Annotated in this window: 19 protein-coding genes; 5 read left to right on the forward strand and 14 right to left on the reverse strand. The window is 38.1% G+C overall.

Annotation, left to right across the window (positions count from 1 at the left end):
* Window positions 1-111 precede the first annotated feature (111 nt).
* The gene (gene rpsT, locus AC4G3N_RS05210) at window positions 112-378 is read left to right on the forward strand and encodes a 30S ribosomal protein S20 (protein WP_066105290.1); all 267 of its coding nucleotides are present in this window, start codon (window positions 112-114) and stop codon (window positions 376-378) included.
* 263 nt (window positions 379-641) lie between these two features.
* Here the strand turns inward: rpsT and AC4G3N_RS05215 are convergent, their stop codons facing one another.
* On the reverse strand, window positions 642-2,129 hold the full coding sequence (locus AC4G3N_RS05215) for an MFS transporter (protein ID WP_491089841.1): 1,488 nt from the start codon (window positions 2,127-2,129) through the stop codon (window positions 642-644).
* A gap of 216 nt (window positions 2,130-2,345) precedes the next feature.
* Here AC4G3N_RS05215 and AC4G3N_RS05220 point away from each other — a divergent pair, with 216 nt between their 5' ends.
* On the forward strand, window positions 2,346-3,629 hold the full coding sequence (locus AC4G3N_RS05220; RefSeq protein ID WP_491089842.1) for a glycoside hydrolase family 18 protein: 1,284 nt from the start codon (window positions 2,346-2,348) through the stop codon (window positions 3,627-3,629).
* A 57-nt stretch (window positions 3,630-3,686) separates the two neighbouring features.
* Here the strand turns inward: AC4G3N_RS05220 and holA are convergent, their stop codons facing one another.
* Complete coding sequence (gene holA / locus AC4G3N_RS05225; protein WP_077248089.1) at window positions 3,687-4,691, reverse strand: DNA polymerase III subunit delta; 1,005 nt, start codon at window positions 4,689-4,691, stop codon at window positions 3,687-3,689.
* A gap of 311 nt (window positions 4,692-5,002) precedes the next feature.
* Here holA and AC4G3N_RS05230 point away from each other — a divergent pair, with 311 nt between their 5' ends.
* Window positions 5,003-5,137 (forward strand): YqzM family protein, encoded by a 135-nt coding sequence (locus AC4G3N_RS05230; protein ID WP_066105296.1) that lies wholly within the window; start codon window positions 5,003-5,005, stop codon window positions 5,135-5,137.
* A gap of 48 nt (window positions 5,138-5,185) precedes the next feature.
* Here AC4G3N_RS05230 and AC4G3N_RS05235 read toward each other — a convergent pair whose 3' ends face one another.
* The 3 genes from AC4G3N_RS05235 to AC4G3N_RS05245 all read right to left on the reverse strand — a co-directional run bounded on the left by AC4G3N_RS05235 (window position 5,186) and on the right by AC4G3N_RS05245 (window position 8,786).
* Complete coding sequence (locus AC4G3N_RS05235) at window positions 5,186-7,519, reverse strand: DNA internalization-related competence protein ComEC/Rec2 (RefSeq protein WP_491089843.1); 2,334 nt, start codon at window positions 7,517-7,519, stop codon at window positions 5,186-5,188.
* Window positions 7,488-8,057, reverse strand: coding sequence for a ComE operon protein 2 (locus tag AC4G3N_RS05240; protein WP_491089844.1), 570 nt, complete (start codon window positions 8,055-8,057; stop codon window positions 7,488-7,490). The genes AC4G3N_RS05235 and AC4G3N_RS05240 overlap by 32 nt, the downstream gene beginning before the upstream one ends.
* A 72-nt stretch (window positions 8,058-8,129) precedes the next feature.
* On the reverse strand, window positions 8,130-8,786 hold the full coding sequence (locus tag AC4G3N_RS05245) for a helix-hairpin-helix domain-containing protein (protein ID WP_139892599.1): 657 nt from the start codon (window positions 8,784-8,786) through the stop codon (window positions 8,130-8,132).
* Between the two features lie 98 nt (window positions 8,787-8,884).
* Between AC4G3N_RS05245 and comER the strand changes: the two genes are divergently transcribed.
* Complete coding sequence (comER, locus tag AC4G3N_RS05250) at window positions 8,885-9,715, forward strand: late competence protein ComER (protein ID WP_066105304.1); 831 nt, start codon at window positions 8,885-8,887, stop codon at window positions 9,713-9,715.
* Between the two features lie 107 nt (window positions 9,716-9,822).
* On the opposite strand, the gene AC4G3N_RS05255 is transcribed toward comER, so the two are convergent.
* From AC4G3N_RS05255 to AC4G3N_RS05290, 8 genes are read right to left on the reverse strand one after another with little or no spacing between them, the layout of a single operon-like run.
* The gene (locus AC4G3N_RS05255; protein ID WP_139892600.1) at window positions 9,823-10,575 is read right to left on the reverse strand and encodes a class I SAM-dependent DNA methyltransferase; all 753 of its coding nucleotides are present in this window, start codon (window positions 10,573-10,575) and stop codon (window positions 9,823-9,825) included.
* On the reverse strand, window positions 10,572-10,925 hold the full coding sequence (rsfS, locus tag AC4G3N_RS05260) for a ribosome silencing factor (protein WP_066105311.1): 354 nt from the start codon (window positions 10,923-10,925) through the stop codon (window positions 10,572-10,574). Before rsfS ends, AC4G3N_RS05255 begins: the two co-directional genes overlap by 4 nt.
* The gene (yqeK, locus tag AC4G3N_RS05265; RefSeq protein WP_066105314.1) at window positions 10,926-11,498 is read right to left on the reverse strand and encodes a bis(5'-nucleosyl)-tetraphosphatase (symmetrical) YqeK; all 573 of its coding nucleotides are present in this window, start codon (window positions 11,496-11,498) and stop codon (window positions 10,926-10,928) included.
* Window positions 11,467-12,054 carry a nicotinate-nucleotide adenylyltransferase gene (locus AC4G3N_RS05270; RefSeq protein WP_066105318.1) on the reverse strand — a complete coding sequence of 196 codons (588 nt, stop codon included), beginning with the start codon at window positions 12,052-12,054 and terminating at the stop codon, window positions 11,467-11,469. Before AC4G3N_RS05270 ends, yqeK begins: the two co-directional genes overlap by 32 nt.
* Window positions 12,055-12,087: 33 nt before the next feature.
* Window positions 12,088-12,381 carry a ribosome assembly RNA-binding protein YhbY gene (gene yhbY, locus AC4G3N_RS05275; RefSeq protein WP_066105322.1) on the reverse strand — a complete coding sequence of 98 codons (294 nt, stop codon included), beginning with the start codon at window positions 12,379-12,381 and terminating at the stop codon, window positions 12,088-12,090.
* Window positions 12,382-13,212, reverse strand: coding sequence for a shikimate dehydrogenase (gene aroE / locus AC4G3N_RS05280; protein WP_139892601.1), 831 nt, complete (start codon window positions 13,210-13,212; stop codon window positions 12,382-12,384).
* A gap of 11 nt (window positions 13,213-13,223) precedes the next feature.
* Window positions 13,224-14,345: a ribosome biogenesis GTPase YqeH gene (yqeH, locus tag AC4G3N_RS05285; protein WP_395940461.1), complete on the reverse strand. Its 1,122-nt coding sequence runs from the start codon at window positions 14,343-14,345 to the stop codon at window positions 13,224-13,226.
* Window positions 14,333-14,887 carry a YqeG family HAD IIIA-type phosphatase gene (locus tag AC4G3N_RS05290; protein ID WP_175354283.1) on the reverse strand — a complete coding sequence of 185 codons (555 nt, stop codon included), beginning with the start codon at window positions 14,885-14,887 and terminating at the stop codon, window positions 14,333-14,335. Before AC4G3N_RS05290 ends, yqeH begins: the two co-directional genes overlap by 13 nt.
* A gap of 349 nt (window positions 14,888-15,236) precedes the next feature.
* On the opposite strand from AC4G3N_RS05290, the gene AC4G3N_RS05295 reads away from it, so the two are divergent.
* On the forward strand, window positions 15,237-15,368 hold the full coding sequence (locus AC4G3N_RS05295) for a sporulation histidine kinase inhibitor Sda (RefSeq protein ID WP_066105330.1): 132 nt from the start codon (window positions 15,237-15,239) through the stop codon (window positions 15,366-15,368).
* Window positions 15,369-15,431: 63 nt separating this feature from the next.
* Here AC4G3N_RS05295 and AC4G3N_RS05300 read toward each other — a convergent pair whose 3' ends face one another.
* Window positions 15,432-16,211: a phosphatidylserine decarboxylase gene (locus AC4G3N_RS05300; RefSeq protein ID WP_066105333.1), complete on the reverse strand. Its 780-nt coding sequence runs from the start codon at window positions 16,209-16,211 to the stop codon at window positions 15,432-15,434.
* Window positions 16,212-16,225: the final 14 nt, after the last annotated feature.

Below are 16,225 nucleotides of genomic sequence, written 5' to 3' on the forward strand. Positions count from 1 at the left end.
ATCTGAGTATTGCATAAAGACATACATTTTGATAGAATATCATATGTTGTGAATGTTATTTGATTAGAATATCGAGTTGACATAATCTCGGTTCTTCTGGAGGTGAAAAGAATGGCTAATATCAAATCAGCTATTAAACGCGTTAAAACTAACGAAACTGCTAGAGCTAACAATATTGCTCAAAAATCTGCTGTACGTACAAACGTTAAAAAAGTAGAATCTGCAATTGCTCTTAACGATGCTACTGCTGCTAACGAATCTATCGTTGCTGCTGTTAAAGGACTAGATAAAGCTGCAACTAAAGGCTTAATCAGCAAAAATGCTGCTGCTCGTAAAAAATCTCGTCTTATGAAAAAAGTAAACAAGTTGAACGCTTAATGAAACGTACCCTCTAGAGGGTCGTTTTTTTTTGTGTGATTTATTATGAGAATATGGATTATTTCATTGATGGGAAATCACTTTAGAGATGATTACCAGTTGAATTTTGGGAGCTTGAACGAAATTAGTACACAACAGAAAGCTGCAGGAGCAGCATTGCAGCTTCCATTTTAACTTTTATAAAGACGAACCCTGTATAACACCCTCACTTTTTCAGGCCTAAAAAAAAGGAGCCTGATAGCTCCTTCCGATAAAAACTCTATTTAGCCTTCAACACTGTCTTCTACAGTATCTGTTTCCGGTTGCTTTGCCTGCATATATATTACTGTTGCACAAACTAGTAATAAGATTCCAATTAAGCTAAATTGCGTGGATATAGAAGCTGGTATTAATCCGAGACCTGATGATCCGGCAACAACCCCTAATGAAAATAACGCATAAAAATATCCATATGCCTTCCCGCGCATCCTTTTAGTAGTCGATTGAACCAATAATGAATTTACGGCAGGAAATAAGAAAGCAAACCCAATCCCGTATAAAACCATTATAGAATAAAGAACCATTAGCTCACTTGATTGCCCCAGTAAAACTTGGCTGATCCCCATACATGCTAATCCAATCGAAAAGCTAACCAAGGGCGGAATTCGATCAAAATATTTATTCGTCGGCAGAATAAATATAGCAACAGCAACCAATCCAAATATACTCATTAAAGTACCGCTTAATCTTGAACTATAACCTAATACATCAATGTGCAAGGGCAGCAAATACGCAAGTGCCCCTTGTGAAAACATTAAAAAGAATGCTCCGGTGTAGGCTTGGAGTATCCCTTTATTAAAGATAAGTTTTCCCCTCTTCTCCGTCTTATGCTGTTTCGATTCAGAATGAGTTCTCAAAAACAACAATGTTGCAAGCAAAAGAATAATTCCACACGCAGCAATGGTCGTAAAAACAAATGGCACAGATGTCCTGCTAGCCATAATACCACCATATGCAGGACCGCAAATAGCTGCGATTCCAATAAATGAACCTGTCACAGCACTTTGGCTGCCTTGCTTCTTACTATCCATTTGGTTAGCTAAGTACGTAAAAGCAGCAGGTACAATTAATCCACCAAGGAAGCCATGGAGGAAACGTACGATGATCAGTTCAGGTACATCATTTACAAAATTATAAAGCAGTAAAGAAATGCTCGTCATAAGCAAGCCTGTACAAAGTACAATAAAAGATCCATATTTATCCGTAAAAATCCCAGACAATATATTCCCAAAAGTATTCGTCAATGAATACATTCCCACAACAACCCCTGCAATCATTACACTTGCGCCAAGCGAAGTAGCATATGTACTCATAACTGGTAGCTGTGTAAATAAATCGATAAACGTAAACATGATAATGGCATATACAATCCACAGCTTCGGTAAGGGTTTTACATCGTACAATGATTGATGCTTTTTCAGCCACACATTAAAACAAAAATTACCGAATGGGATGAAAGCAACAAGGAAGGCTAACAGAGACCAGCCTATTTTCCACTGTATTCGAATTTGAGTATAAATAATGGAAGCTATATATCCAATAAATATCCCACCGTGGATTGAACCCGCAAGAGTAACGGCAAAGGGTAAATCTGCCCAGTATTTAAGCGGCATGGCTATGCCCAATAATAAAAGCAGTGAGATACCATCCAGTATTCCCGTAATCCGTAGTATGGTAATGGGATGCAATCCCTTATACTTCTTATTTAACACAATTTCACTCCTCTATGATGCAACAAACTTCACATTTAAATTATAGTCTATTTTTTATACCAAATTAATTCGAATAGCAAACTTCCATGTTCTAAATATGAACAAATAAAGAACTTTCTATTTTATCCTCTTGCATAGACCAATATCCATTTTGGTTATTCTTATTCCTTCCTCTACATACATTTAATATAATTAGCCACCGAAAGGAGAAAAGAAATGCAAATACATGTTGTCAGACAAGGAGAGAGTATCTATTCCATTGCGCAGACCTTTAATACTACTCCTGAACAAATTATCTCTTCAAATCAATTAGAAAATCCAAATGATTTGGTTATAGGTCAGGCACTTGTTATTCCGATTACAGGGAGTTATTACTTTGTGCAACCAGGAGATAGCCTATATACAATTGCCCGGAGGTTTGGTACGACTGCTCAACGACTGGCAGAAGTGAATAATATTTCATTAAATACATCATTAACTTTGGGATTAAGGCTGTATATTCCACCTATTCCAAGACGCGATGCTGAATTTAATGCCTATGTGGAACCAAGAGGAAATACTGTTTCTCCCAATCTGGAACGAGAAGCAAGAATTGCAGTACCTCACCTTACATACTTATCACCGTTCAGCTATCAAGTTCAACGCGACGGTACGCTAAAACCGCCTCTATTAGGTGAATTTCCGGCCATAGCCAGGAGCGCGAACAATGTACTGGTCATGGTTGTGACAAATTTAGAAAATGACGCATTCAGTAGTGAACTCGGGGAAGTTATTTTAAACAATACAGATATCCAAAATAAATTACTTACCAACATTGAAGATACTGCCAAAGCTCAAGGATTTAGAGATATTCATTTTGATTTTGAAAGTCTTAGAGGTGAAGATCGGGAAGCATATACAAACTTCTTAAGAAGGGCAAAGGAAAGATTTTCACCGCAGGGCTGGCAGGTATCAATCGCACTCGCTCCTAAAACCAGCGCTACTCAAACAGGTAAGTGGTATGAAGCACATGATTACAAAGCACAGGGTGCAGTTGTAGATTGGGCGCTCATAATGACGTACGAATGGGGATACAGCGGTGGGCCAGCTCAGGCTGTATCTCCTATAGGACCTGTTCGCCAGGTGCTTACCTATGCGATTTCAGAGATTCCATCACGTAAAATTATGATGGGGCAAAATCTGTATGGCTATGATTGGACACTCCCCTTCGTACAGGGTACTACAGCCAGAGCGCTCTCCCCTCAGCAGGCCATTGATCTGGCACGACGTAATAACGTACCAATTCTTTATGACAATAATGCTCAGGCACCCTATTTTAGATACAGGGATGCCGAAGGAAGAGAACACGAGGTATGGTTTGAGGATGCTCGCTCCATACAGGCAAAATTTAATCTACTAAAGGAATTAAATCTTCGGGGGATGAGTTATTGGAAATTAGGATTATCGTTTCCGCAGAACTGGCTCCTAATAGAAAACAACTTCACAACCATTAAAAGATAGGATTACAAAAAAGGTATCATGCACTCGCCATGATACCTTTCGTTTTACCAGGTACTGTTATGATTTTAATATAAATAGCTCTAAAAGGATTTCTTTGTCTCCGGCACCGCTCTTCATTTTATAGTCCAGCTCTGCCAATTCAGAGAGAGCACGCATCAATTTCATTTCTGTAAAATCATTCACACGCTTCAGTGCAAGTTTTACCGGATAAGGGCTCATTTTTAATTTAGATGCTATTTGCTGGGCATTGTAGCCCTGTCCTGATAGTTTTTTAACCTGAAGTATAATCCTGTATTGCCGTGCAATGGCTGCTAATATACGAATTGGCTCTTCCTTTAAAATCAGAAGCTCTTTATATAACTGGATAGCTTCTTTTTTTTGGCCATTCATAATATAATCGACCAAATCAAATACATTTTGGTCAAAGGTCTTGGGAACAAGTTTATTTACCATTGCCTTGTCAATTTCCTGTTCGACCGTCGCATACAAAGCGAGCTTTTCTAACTCACTTGCAGCCATCATTAAGTGATTCCCCGTCAGAGATAATAAAGTTTCTACCGCCTCAGGTGTAATTTTCACTCCTAAGGATTTAGCGTTGGCAGTGATCCATTTAGATAATTCCTTTTCGTATAGCGGTTTCGCTTCCAAGACTGCAGAATTTCTCTTTAATTCCTTCGTTATTTTCTTACGCTCGTCCAGCTTTGGATATGGAGCTATAAAGATGGCAATTGATGTCGGTGAAGGATTAGCCAGATAGCTTTCCAATCTTTTTAGATCATGCTCAACCTTTTCCTTCTTTCTTTCGGCTGTCAAAAATATGGGATTATGTAATATAACAACCCTGCGCTCCCCGATAAACGGTAAGGTTTCCAATTCCTCGATTGCCAACTCTACAGGTGTTTCCTCCAGATCAATAGTAGCCAAATTAAACTCTGCTTCATCCTCTGATAAAGCATGCTCGCAGATTAAAGCCTTTGTTTTTTTTATAAAATACTCTTCTTCGCCAAATAAAAGGTAGACAGGACTAAACCGTTTACTTTTAATTGTATTCCATAAATCCATTACCAATATAATCGCCTCTGTTTATAAATTCCTTCTTTCATCCTAATCCCCACCATCAATTTTGACAAGTCTTTCAAGAGGAACCGGAAAAAATAACCGGTTCCCAGAATCTATATCAACGCCTTCTTGCCGGACCCGGGATACCTAACAAAAAAGCGAAAAAGCGCTATAGATCAGTTACCATTTAAATGACTCTTTCATGTACTGAAATGTTTATTTGGAAAATAGCAGGATAATAATTATATAAATTTGGAGATTGTGGATTTTTTTTACTAAATGTTCTATGATAAAAGAGGTCGGGGGGTGGATTAATGAACGAGTTTGAAAAGAATGTACAATCAAAAACAAATGACGTATCAGATTCCATCATGGGATTTGTTGTATCATTTGGTTTTTTCGCTACCATGTTTATTATTGCCATGGTCATCCAATTAATCGGTGCATAGTTCATTTTTTCAAGCGGCCTCATGGCCGTTTTTCATTTCTTACACATACTATGGACTTTGAATAGAAATCGTTCCATCTTTTTTGTTCGTATACGTATATTGAATACTGCCCTGTAAATCTGTTCTGTAAATAATAATATTTTCTTTATCAAGCAAATGAATGACTTCCTCATGCGGGTGGCCAAAACGATTATCTCTTCCCGATGAAATGACAGCTATTTTAGGATCTACCTCTCTTATAAAATCTATTTGGGAAGAGTTTCTGCTGCCATGGTGTCCCACTTTTAAAATATCAGCCCTTAGGTTCATTTTATTTTGCAAAAGCTTGTCTTCTCCGAGTTCACCTAAATCTCCAACAAATAACCAATCTACCTGATTAATACTTGCTTTTATAACAATTGAAGACTCATTCTTTTCCTCCACTTTCTCTACTGGCGATAAAATGGTAAATTTAGCATCTCCCGCAGTCCACCCCATTCCTGCTTGAACCTCTTTAACGGGGATTTTCTGATCAATCGCTTCCTTTATTACTTCCGTCTCTCTAAACTCCTTACGCTGTTCAAATGGTATCAATATCTCACCAATCTTCAATTCCTCAACAATGGCTCTTGCTCCTCCGACATGGTCCTGATCAGCATGCGTAAGGATTAGTTTATCAATGACTTTAATTCCTTTACTTTTTAAAAATGGTAATATAGTATCTTTTCCAGGATCGAACTGGCTATTATGTACTGCCCACTCCTCCTTTCCAAACAGAGTGGCTCCACCTGTATCAATAAGATATGTTCCATTATCACCAGGTAATTGAATGAACGTTGAATCCCCCTGCCCTACATCTATAAAGGTTATCTCTCCATTTCCTGAAAAAAACTGACTGTTATATTGATAAAAGAGCATTAAAATCGTGATTAGACACGTATTAAACAGGTGTTTCGAGCGGATTTCTATTCCAATAAGAATAGAGATAAAACAAACCACAATACATACCATTACCAGTTTGGATGGCTTACCAAATATAAGAGTGGAGGAGGGCAAGGCAGACATAAGCTCTGTAGATTTCTCCAATAAAGAATAAATAAAATTGAGCATCAGCAATCCCGGCTCAACAAGAATTTCAAGGATTATCAGCAAATAAACACCAATGGTTAAAGGAAATAATAAATAAGTAAACAACGGTACATAAAGTAAGTTAGAAATAAAACTAATGAGGGAAATTTCATAAAAATGATAGATGATGATTGGCGTGGAGATGATTTGGCATATTGCCGTCATAATAAAAAGACTGAAAACAGGTGAATGCGGCGATTTTTGAAGGGTTTTTGTTGAAAGTATTAACCCATAAGTCAGCAAAAAGGATAACTGAAAACCGATATGGAAAATTTGATACGGATTAATAAGTAGATATCCCATTAGACAAATCGTTATTGTTTTAAAAGCTGTCAACCGCAGTCCGATAAACTGACCAAACATAAATATGGAAGCCATCATGCATGCTCTGACAATCGAAGCAGACAATCCGGTGATGACCGCATAAAAAGGAAGTAAACAAGCTAGCAGCAAAAAGGTTTGCCTCCGAGTAAAGCCGATTCTTAAGAATCCATAAAATAAAATAGCAGCCACTAATGCAACTTGCATCCCTGACAAAGCCAAGATATGGACAATCCCCAGTTTCTTAAATTGGTTATACATATCCTCTGATATACCACTTTGTTCACCAAATATGAGTGCTTTAGTAAAGCTGCCAGCGGTTCCTAAGTATAAATGATCAATCCGCTTAATTTCCCGCTCTCTCATTTGTGCCAGTTTTACAAACAAATTGCGGCTATCTTTGGATATATCTTCTTTATTTTCGATTTCCAAAATCCAATGCGCTCTATTAAACCTTAGATAGGTTCGAAAATCAAATCCATTCTCGACCGTTGCACGAGTTGGTTTTGTCAGATTTCCGTTTACGCGAAAGGACTTTCCCGTTAGAATCGTATTTTTTAAGACATTTGCCTCCTCTTCATTGTTAATCCGGTAAGTAATCCATATTTTCTCGTTATCTGAGAGTTCAGCAAGACCACTAACCCGGTCCCCTTTAATCTGGGGATAGGATGTAAAATGGATTAAAAGCTGAGTTTCAGCCCCGGTCAACTGGCTGGTATTTGAACGATCCCAAAAAAAGCTATGGACACAAAATATTGAAAAGATAATATACAGGAGAATCGATTGCTTAATTGGAAATTTGTTTAGAATGTAACAAAATACGAGGACTATTAGCAGAAGAAAAGTTTTACTTAAGTAAATGGGTGCTGTAATCCCTGAAATAGCAATTACAGCACTATAAAATAAAAATCGGTTGCTCATATCAGTCAAATTGCGGAAATAAACTTGCTGCATCTTTCAGATAGCGTGCAAGATCAGATTCAGAAGCTCCTCTTTCTTTTAGCTCATTAATAAGCTCCATGACAAAATTCATTTTCTTTTCATCATGGAAATCAACCCACTTTTCATCAACCATCACCTGTTTAACACGCACACCTGCCTGTTCAAATAATTCTTCAGCATATGGATGATTCTTATAGGATTCGGCATAATAGATTGTTTTAATTCCTGCTTGAATTAAGGCTTTACAGCATTGCAAGCAAGGGAAATGAGTAACATAAATCTCAGCCCCCTCAGTTGGTACACCAAATTTAGCACATTGCAACAAGGCATTCATTTCAGCATGGATGGTTCGAACGCAATGGTTATCAATAACATAGCATCCTTCGTCCACACAATGCACACCTCCAGCAATTGATCCGTTATACCCGCCGGCAATAATGCGATTATCCCTTACGACTGTCGCTCCAACCATTAACCTTGTACATGTGCTTCTTAATGCAAGTAAGTGGCTTTGCGCCATAAAATACTGATCCCATGAAATACGTTCCATTTCTCTCTCCTCTTTCAATGAACTTTCCTTCACTTTAACAAGAATTGTATCCTTCCTACAACTATTCTTTTCTTACTTAACAGTTATTAATTCCCTGAGCTTTTCAAATGTTTTATCACCTATGCCTGTAACTTCCTTCAAATCTTCAATCGTTTTGAATGATCCAAGTTCTTCCCGTTTTTGTAAAATCGCTGTCGCTTTACTCGGACCGATTCCCGGAAGTTCCTGCAGTTCTTCAGATGTTGCTTTATTCAAATTAATTGTACCATCCCCCTTGGCCGCTGAGACTGTATTCCCTGAACTTTCCCCAGCTGTATGATTAGAAGCCTCTGCTGTCTCACCCTTGATTGGGATATAGATGACCATTTCATCCTCTACTAATTGCGCCATATTCACTTGCTTACTATCAGCCCCATTTTTCAATCCACCTGCTTTTTGAATGACATCCGTTACTCGATCCCCCTTCAAAAATTCATATACACCAGGTTTTTGAACGGCACCCTTCACATCAACCTTATAAGTAGCACTCACCTCAGGTTCTGCCACCAGTTTTTCCGTATCTTCATTCTTTTTTTCTATTGCACTCTCCTCCGTCCAATTTATTTCACTTTGTTCGATTTGCCCATCTTCAGATTGCATATTCCAAAAGAAGAGTGCAGTACAGGCTACGCCTGCACCTGCTAGTAGGATTCCATTTCGCCTGATAAACTGTACGATTTTCTCATTCATTTAATTTACGCTCCTCTTCATATTTGATATTTACTTGCATAAATTTGTTATAAGGAATAGTGGATATCGTGATATTTATCCAATAAGGAGGATTTATAATGATTACCGGCATAATTGGCACAGGTAATATGGGAACCATCTTAATTCAAAGTTTAATTGGGTCTTCGGCCGTTGCAGCAAAGGATGTAATCATCATGAACAGGACTAAACACAAAGCCCAATCCCTGGCTGTTGAATTACCAGGAATCCATACAGCACACACAAGTATTGAACTTGCAAAACAAGCGGATTTAATCTTTTTATGTGTAAAGCCGCATGAAATGTATCCATTAATTGAAATTCTTGAACCTCATCTAAGTTCGGATAATTGCATTGTTTCCATCACAAGTCCAATCTCCATCAAACAATTGGAAGCTGTCGTCCCCTGCTCATGCGCTAGATTTATTCCATCTATTACCAATCGCGCCTTGGCAGGCGCAACACTGCTGACATTTGGTGAATCCTGCAGTCCATATTGGCGGAACCAACTTCAGCAGATGGCAGCAGCAATTTCAAAGCCGCTCGAAATCGACAACAAATATACCAGAGTATCCTCAGATATTGTTAGCTGCGGTCCGGCTTTTTTTAGTTTTATTGCAAGAAACTTTATCGAAGCTGCGGTTGATCATACGGGAATAAGCACTGAAGAAGCCACCCAGCTAACCGAATCAATGCTGATTGGGCTCGGTGAATTATTACGTCAGCAGCATTTTTCATTGCCTGCTTTGCAAGAAAAGGTGTGTGTGAAAGGCGGTATTACAGGTGAAGGTATCAAAGTGCTGGAAAGTGAATTAGGTGAGGTTTTTAGTCATGTTTTTCAGGCTACGCATCGGAAATTTGAAGAGGATTTAAAGGGAATTGAAAATCAGTTTGGGGTTTCATATCATTAATTCTAATCATATTATAAAAGTCCTTTACGAAAACAAAGGTATTTATGAAAACATTGTGTCAATATAACTAAAAAACCAGGAACATCACGTTTCCTGGTTTTTTTACATTATTTCCTTTTACAAACAAAGAAGATTCGATCGGCCTCATCAAGGGAATTTCCTCCGAAGTCACCCATCAGTTCCACAAGCTCAAATCCAATCTCATCAAGCCAAGTTTTATACATATCGATCGGGTATGTACGTTGAAAATGATCTTCATCAAACCGGTTATACGCATCAAGCTCATGATCATAAACATAGAAAGTCAACTCATGTACGACACTGTGAGGAATATCTGTCCCTTTCCACGCATTCCAGATATAGGAAATATCATCTCCATTATCTGCATAGGTTTGATCACTAAAAAAAGTGGACATTTTTTTCACAGAATGAACATCAAAGATAAATAAACCATCCTCTTTCATATGGTTCAAAACACCTTTAAAAGTATCCTTTACATCATTCTCATCACCAAGATAATTTAATGAGTCACAAAAGATGACAACTATATCATATAGATTCAATCCTTCTAAAGCTCGCATATCCTGGTGATAAAACGGGATGTCATGCTGATTCTCGCTTGCTTTTTGAATTGCCACAGCCAGCATTTCTTCTGATAAATCAACGCCGGTTGGCTGGAAGCCTGCTTCTTTCAAACGAATAGCAAGCTCACCAGTCCCACATCCAATATCAAGAATTGATTTTTCATCTAATTGATATTTTCGGGCAATTTTTTTTAAAAACTCAACCCATTCCTGATAGGGAGCATCTTTCATTAAGTAATCATAAACATAAGCAAAGTTTTGATAACTTACATTCATATATTAAGTTCCTGCAATGATACTTCTGGGGCATCTCCCCATAATCTTTCCAATTTATAGTATGAACGATCATCTTTATGGAAAATATGCGCTACAACATCGCCCATATCAACTAGAACCCAACGCGCTTCATCAAAGCCTTCCATTCGGCGGACTGTCGCTCCGTTTTCTTCGACTTTTTCCTTCATTTCGCGTGCAATTGCTTGTACTTGTTTGTCTGAGTTACCGTGGCAAATAATGAAGTAATCAGAAATCAACGAAATTCCCTTCATATCCAAAACGAGTATCTCTTCTGCTCTTTTGTCATCAGCTGCTTTTGCAGCTACCTCTAATAATTCTTTACCATTCATTTAATTGTTCCTCCCTATCTGCTTTGCAAGATCGTTATAGGCATGGAAGGTATCCGGATAGATTGTTTGATTTTTTTTAATCAAAAATGTGATTGTATTTCCCATTGCCTGAAGCACAGCTTTATCCAGGCTTAGTAAGGACAACGCTCTCACTTCATCTACTCCAGGGAAACTTCTCCCAGGCTCTATATAATCAGCCAAATAAATGATCTTATCAAGCATACTCATTCCGACACAGCCCGAAGTATGGTTTTTGATTGCTGAAAGGATTTCTTCATCATGAAGATTTGCTTCTTTCTTAACTAAAACCGCTCCAACCGGTGCATGCCATAATTCAGTATTATATTCCAATAAATCCTGGGGTAATTGCTCATTCTTAATGATTTGTTCCATCTCATCCAGAGGACGATATTTGGCATAATCATGAAAGATTGCTGCCAATTTAGCTTTTTCTATATCTGCACCGTACCGTTCTGCCAATTCCTGAGCACTTTCCAATACACCCAATGTATGAATATATCGTTTATCAGGTAATTGCTGCCTAACGATTTCCAATGCTTTTTGTTGATCCATATAACTGATTCTCCTCAATATATATCTTTACCGCATCAGGAACCAAATATTTGATTGTCTTTCCATTGCTTATTTTTTCACGAATCCACGAAGAGGAAACAGCGATTTCCGGAATATCCACCAATGTGACAGGATAGGATGTCTCAGTACTGTAACCAGGGCGTTTAACACCTGTAAAGCGGACTAATTTACTCAATTCATCTATTTGTTTCCACTTCGGTAAATATTCAATCATATCAGCACCGATAATGAAATAAATTTCTGAGTTTGTATCCCGTTCTTTCAGGAGTTTAATGGTATCTATCGTATATGATGGCCCATTTCTTTCCCATTCTATTGTATCAATCATAAAACATGGATTACTACCGATTGCTAATGTAAGCATATCCAAGCGCTCTTGATTAGACGTTGAAGTTTTGGTTTTATGCGGGGGCACATTATTAGGCATAAAACGTACCTCATCCAAATCTAATTGCTCCCTAACCTCATTTGCAATAATTAAATGACCGATATGAGGGGGATCGAATGTTCCGCCTAAAATACCAATTTTTTTCATATAGTGTGCCCCCTTCCCTAAATAGGAATTTAATTATGATGGAAGAATAATTTGTTTGTTTTCTCTTGATTCTTTATATAAAACAATCGTATTACCAATGACTTGAACCAATTCCGCACGTGCACCTTTTGAAAGCTGTTCAGCCACCGTATCACGGTCCTCTTCGCAGTTTTGCAAGATGCTGACCTTGATAAGCTCACGAACTTCAAGAGCCTCACCAATTTGTTTAATCATATTTTCATTCACTCCGCCTTTTCCAACCTGGAATATCGGTTGAAGGGAATGTGCCTTCGAACGCAAAAATCTTTTTTGTTTACCTTTTAACATTTATGATCCTCCTAATTGTTGTAAAACTAATTGTTTCATTCTTTCTGTATCCGGCATAACACCTGTCCATAACTCGAAAGCCAGTGCTCCCTGGTTTACAAACATATCCACACCGTTTTGAACCTTATTACCACGGTCTTTTGCCTCTTTTAAAATTTTGGTTTCAAGAGGGTTATAAATAATATCACACACAACTGCATTTTGATTTAGTTCTGTCAGAGAAAGTGGTGATGCATGTACGTCTGCTAACCCAACCGAGGTTGTCTGAATAATAATATCATATTGGCCGAGAGAGCTCTCTGCTTCTTTCAGGCTGATTGCTCTCGAATTTATATTCCCATGATAATCTGCCAGCAACTGTTCTGCTGAAATATGAGTCCGATTGGCGAGATCGATTTTTGCTACACCTGTTTTAGCCAGTGCAAAATAAATTCCTCTTGCCGCACCGCCTGCACCAATAATCAAGACATTTTGACCATCTATACGATCGGTTATAGTCAGCAGTCCTTTAATAAACCCAGGACCATCCGTATTGTACCCATATAACAGTCCATCCTTTATGACAACAGTGTTAACAGCACCAACTTCATTTGCAAATTCGTCTAAGACATCGATATAAGGAATAATGCGACTTTTAAAAGGTACCGTTACATTAAATCCGCCGGCCCCCAAAGCTTTCATTCCCTCGACTGCCTGTTGTAGCTCAATATCCTCAACACAAAACGGCAAATATACTCCATCTACTAAATATTTATCAAATGCGTCATTATGAATAAGCGGAGACATTGAATGCTCAATTGGATTCCCTAATACCCCGAACAGCTTCTTCATTTTACTCTCCTTTAAATCAATGATTTACGGATCGTCACTTGCACTCCTTTAGGAACATGTGCGGAAATAACTGCTCCCGGCTTGTTAATCGTTACCCAGCCCAGACCAGAAAATACGATGTCTGTCTTCCCTTCTTTTATAGAGAATTGGTGAGCTACTAGCGGTGGAAAATCATCTAATTCAGAAGGATGCGGCGGTACCAATAATTCGCCTACATGTGTTTTGTACAGCTCGTCTGCTTTTTCTAATTTCGTCCGGTGGATATTTAACTCATTGGACAAATAACAAGTAAATGAATTCCGTTCACCCTGAATAAAGTCAAATCGAGCCAAGCCACCGAAAAAGAGAGTTTGGCCAGCATTTAATTGAAAAACTCTTGGTTTAATCTCTTTCTTTGGAGTAATCACTTTTAAATCTTCTTTACCCACAAAGTGAGCCATTTGATGGTGATTAATGATTCCGGGCGTGTCTATTAACGCTCTTTCATCATCCAGTGGAATTTCGATAATATCCAGAGTTGTTCCTGGGAAGTATGAAGTCGTAATCACATTTTCTTCACCACTGCCCTGTTTAATAATACGGTTGATAAAAGTGGATTTACCGACGTTTGTACAGCCTACGACATATACATCACGTCCCTCACGCAATTCCTCTATACGCTCCATTGCTTCTTCAATTCCATGTCCTTTAGCACCGCTGACAAGCATAATATCAACAGGATGTAAGCCAAATTCAGCCGACATGTGCTTCATCCAGGTAATCAGCTTATTAGGCTTGACTGATTTCGGTAATAAATCACTCTTATTACCGATTAAAACAACTGGATTATGGCCGACAAATCGTTGAATTCCCGGCAGCCAGCTTCCATTAAAATCAAATATATCCACTAATTTGACGATTAAAGCATCCTTACTTCCAATTCCATTCAGAATTTTTAAAAAGTCGTCATCCGTTAGGGATACATCTTGTACCTCATTATAGTGTTTAAGTCGGAAACATCTTTGGCAAATGATTTGTTCTTTTTGAAGTGAGGAAGATGGTGCATATCCTATTTTTTCAGGATGCTCCGTTTGAATAGTCACACCGCATCCCACACAGCTAATTTGTTCTTTTTCCAAGTCTAGTCCTCCCATGTTATCTGTCCTTTTTTACGGAACCATGTTAATATTCTGCGTTCAATTTTACGATTTATTTTAGTTGTCCAGCCATCTGTTTGAGCAACAGGAACGACAAGGATTGTTTGAAACCCGTTACGATTGCCGCCCAACACATCGGTTAAAAGCTGGTCACCGATCACGACTGCTTCTTCTCTTTTAATACCCATAATCTCTACAGCTCTTCTGAATGCAGCTCCCATAGGTTTTTTCGCTCTAAAAATAAAGGGGATTTGAAGTGGATCAGCAAAGGACTTTACACGTAGTTCACTGTTATTGGACACAATTGTCACTTTAATACCATGTTGCTTCATCATTTCAAACCAAGCAATCAGTTCTGGCGTGGCAAGAGGACGATCCCATTCCACAAGGGTATTATCAAGGTCTGTAATAATCCCCTTTATACCATTATCTTTTAATTCCTGAGGTTTGATTTCATAAATACTTTTAACATGCTTGGAAGGTAAAAATGCTTTTATCACTCTATACACCTCTATTAATTCTTTTTCACCGCTATCCATCATAACGGATATTTTAATTTATGTCATAGCCAAATAGCTAAATTTGATGAAAAGTGCAGTCGAAATATAAAACCTTTCGACACATTGCGCCATTATTTAAATCTGTGGATAAGTTTATGCACATCACTAACAGATCATTTACCTTTTTATACGATACGTTTTCCCGATAAAAATTATAGATACACACAATTTACCCACAAGTTATACACCTATCCCTGTGGATAACAGAACGGTTGTTCCATCCTCTTGATTCTGTTAAATTAAGGGTACACCAAGGCAAACTACTAATATATTGTCGTTGCCACCCATTTAGAACAGTAAATTGGAGGTGAAGCCGCAAGGCAAAATAATGCAAAAACTACCAGATGATCTTTTAATTGAATCATATTACAAAGCCAGGCATTTAAACTTAAGCCAAGAATTTATCCGTCTAATTGAAAGAGAAATTGACAGGAGATCCTTATCTTATAAAATATTTTAAGCAGAGCCAAACTCATTTGTATCATGCGCCCTGGTTAAGATCCAGGGCAATTTTTTTGTATTATTATTTTATATACCCTATTGTCTCACCGACATGTACTGGTTGCGGCAAAGCACCTGTTATGTATGGAGTAAAGGTTTCCTTCTCAAATAATAGAACCACGGTTGAACCGAAAGAAAAATACCCGATTTCTTCCCCTTTATGTAGAGTATCCCCCGAATGTGTTCTCTCTATTGAATTAACAAACATGGCACCAACCTTTACAACAGATAGAAATCCTCCGGCATGCTGGATTTCTGTGATTTCACGGTAATTTTTTGATAGAGGGTATTTACCTAATGTCATCCCCCACTTGTTGACTGGATATGACTTTCGTCCAAGAGTACTTTTCCGTGTAACCAATCCCTCAACTGGAGAGTGAATACGATGATAATGGCTTGGACTTAAATATAGTACCATATATCTGCCGCCTAGATATTTTTCTGTATCTTTTGTGTTCCCAAGCATTTCCTCAACTGAATATACCTTCCCTTTCACCTGGAAAGAAGAATCTTCATGGATGGGCCCACTATCCTCCAATACGGCATCTACAGGACTGACAACAGTCCCCTCCTCATGATTAATTTCGCGCGCTCCATTTATTAAAGCCCTTGTAAAAAAGTCATGCAGGGATGTGTATTCCTGAATGGGACGATCCATCTCAGTCAAATTAATTTTGTATTGCTTTGCAAAAGATGGGATTATCCGCCTGCTTGCTTTAGAGTTTGCAAATTTTCTTAAAAGGGAAGAAGTCCATCTGCCATTGGTTAATTCGATTAATAATTGATATACCTTTTCCTTCACTTTCTTCACCTATT

The organism is Bacillus sp. z50 (genome assembly GCF_058313585.1).

Bases quoted from the DNA above. Each gene is read 5' to 3' on its own strand.
- rsfS (WP_066105311.1), bottom strand. From the start codon at position 10,925: ATGAATGGTAAAGAATTATTAGAGGTAGCTGCAAAAGCAGCTGATGAC.
- aroE (WP_139892601.1), bottom strand. From the start codon at position 13,212: ATGAAGAAGCTGTTCGGGGTATTAGGGAATCCAATTGAGCATTCAATG.
- AC4G3N_RS05270 (WP_066105318.1), bottom strand. From the start codon at position 12,054: ATGAAAAAAATTGGTATTTTAGGCGGAACATTCGATCCCCCTCATATC.
- AC4G3N_RS05230 (WP_066105296.1), top strand. From the start codon at position 5,003: ATGAACGAGTTTGAAAAGAATGTACAATCAAAAACAAATGACGTATCA.
- AC4G3N_RS05255 (WP_139892600.1), bottom strand. From the start codon at position 10,575: ATGAATGTAAGTTATCAAAACTTTGCTTATGTTTATGATTACTTAATG.
- AC4G3N_RS05220 (WP_491089842.1), top strand. From the start codon at position 2,346: ATGCAAATACATGTTGTCAGACAAGGAGAGAGTATCTATTCCATTGCG.
- AC4G3N_RS05240 (WP_491089844.1), bottom strand. From the start codon at position 8,057: ATGGAACGTATTTCATGGGATCAGTATTTTATGGCGCAAAGCCACTTA.
- holA (WP_077248089.1), bottom strand. From the start codon at position 4,691: ATGGATTTATGGAATACAATTAAAAGTAAACGGTTTAGTCCTGTCTAC.
- yhbY (WP_066105322.1), bottom strand. From the start codon at position 12,381: ATGTTAAAAGGTAAACAAAAAAGATTTTTGCGTTCGAAGGCACATTCC.
- AC4G3N_RS05295 (WP_066105330.1), top strand. From the start codon at position 15,237: ATGCAAAAACTACCAGATGATCTTTTAATTGAATCATATTACAAAGCC.
- yqeK (WP_066105314.1), bottom strand. From the start codon at position 11,498: ATGGATCAACAAAAAGCATTGGAAATCGTTAGGCAGCAATTACCTGAT.
- AC4G3N_RS05235 (WP_491089843.1), bottom strand. From the start codon at position 7,519: ATGCAGCAAGTTTATTTCCGCAATTTGACTGATATGAGCAACCGATTT.
- AC4G3N_RS05245 (WP_139892599.1), bottom strand. From the start codon at position 8,786: ATGAATGAGAAAATCGTACAGTTTATCAGGCGAAATGGAATCCTACTA.
- yqeH (WP_395940461.1), bottom strand. From the start codon at position 14,345: ATGGGAGGACTAGACTTGGAAAAAGAACAAATTAGCTGTGTGGGATGC.
- comER (WP_066105304.1), top strand. From the start codon at position 8,885: ATGATTACCGGCATAATTGGCACAGGTAATATGGGAACCATCTTAATT.
- rpsT (WP_066105290.1), top strand. From the start codon at position 112: ATGGCTAATATCAAATCAGCTATTAAACGCGTTAAAACTAACGAAACT.
- AC4G3N_RS05290 (WP_175354283.1), bottom strand. From the start codon at position 14,887: ATGGATAGCGGTGAAAAAGAATTAATAGAGGTGTATAGAGTGATAAAA.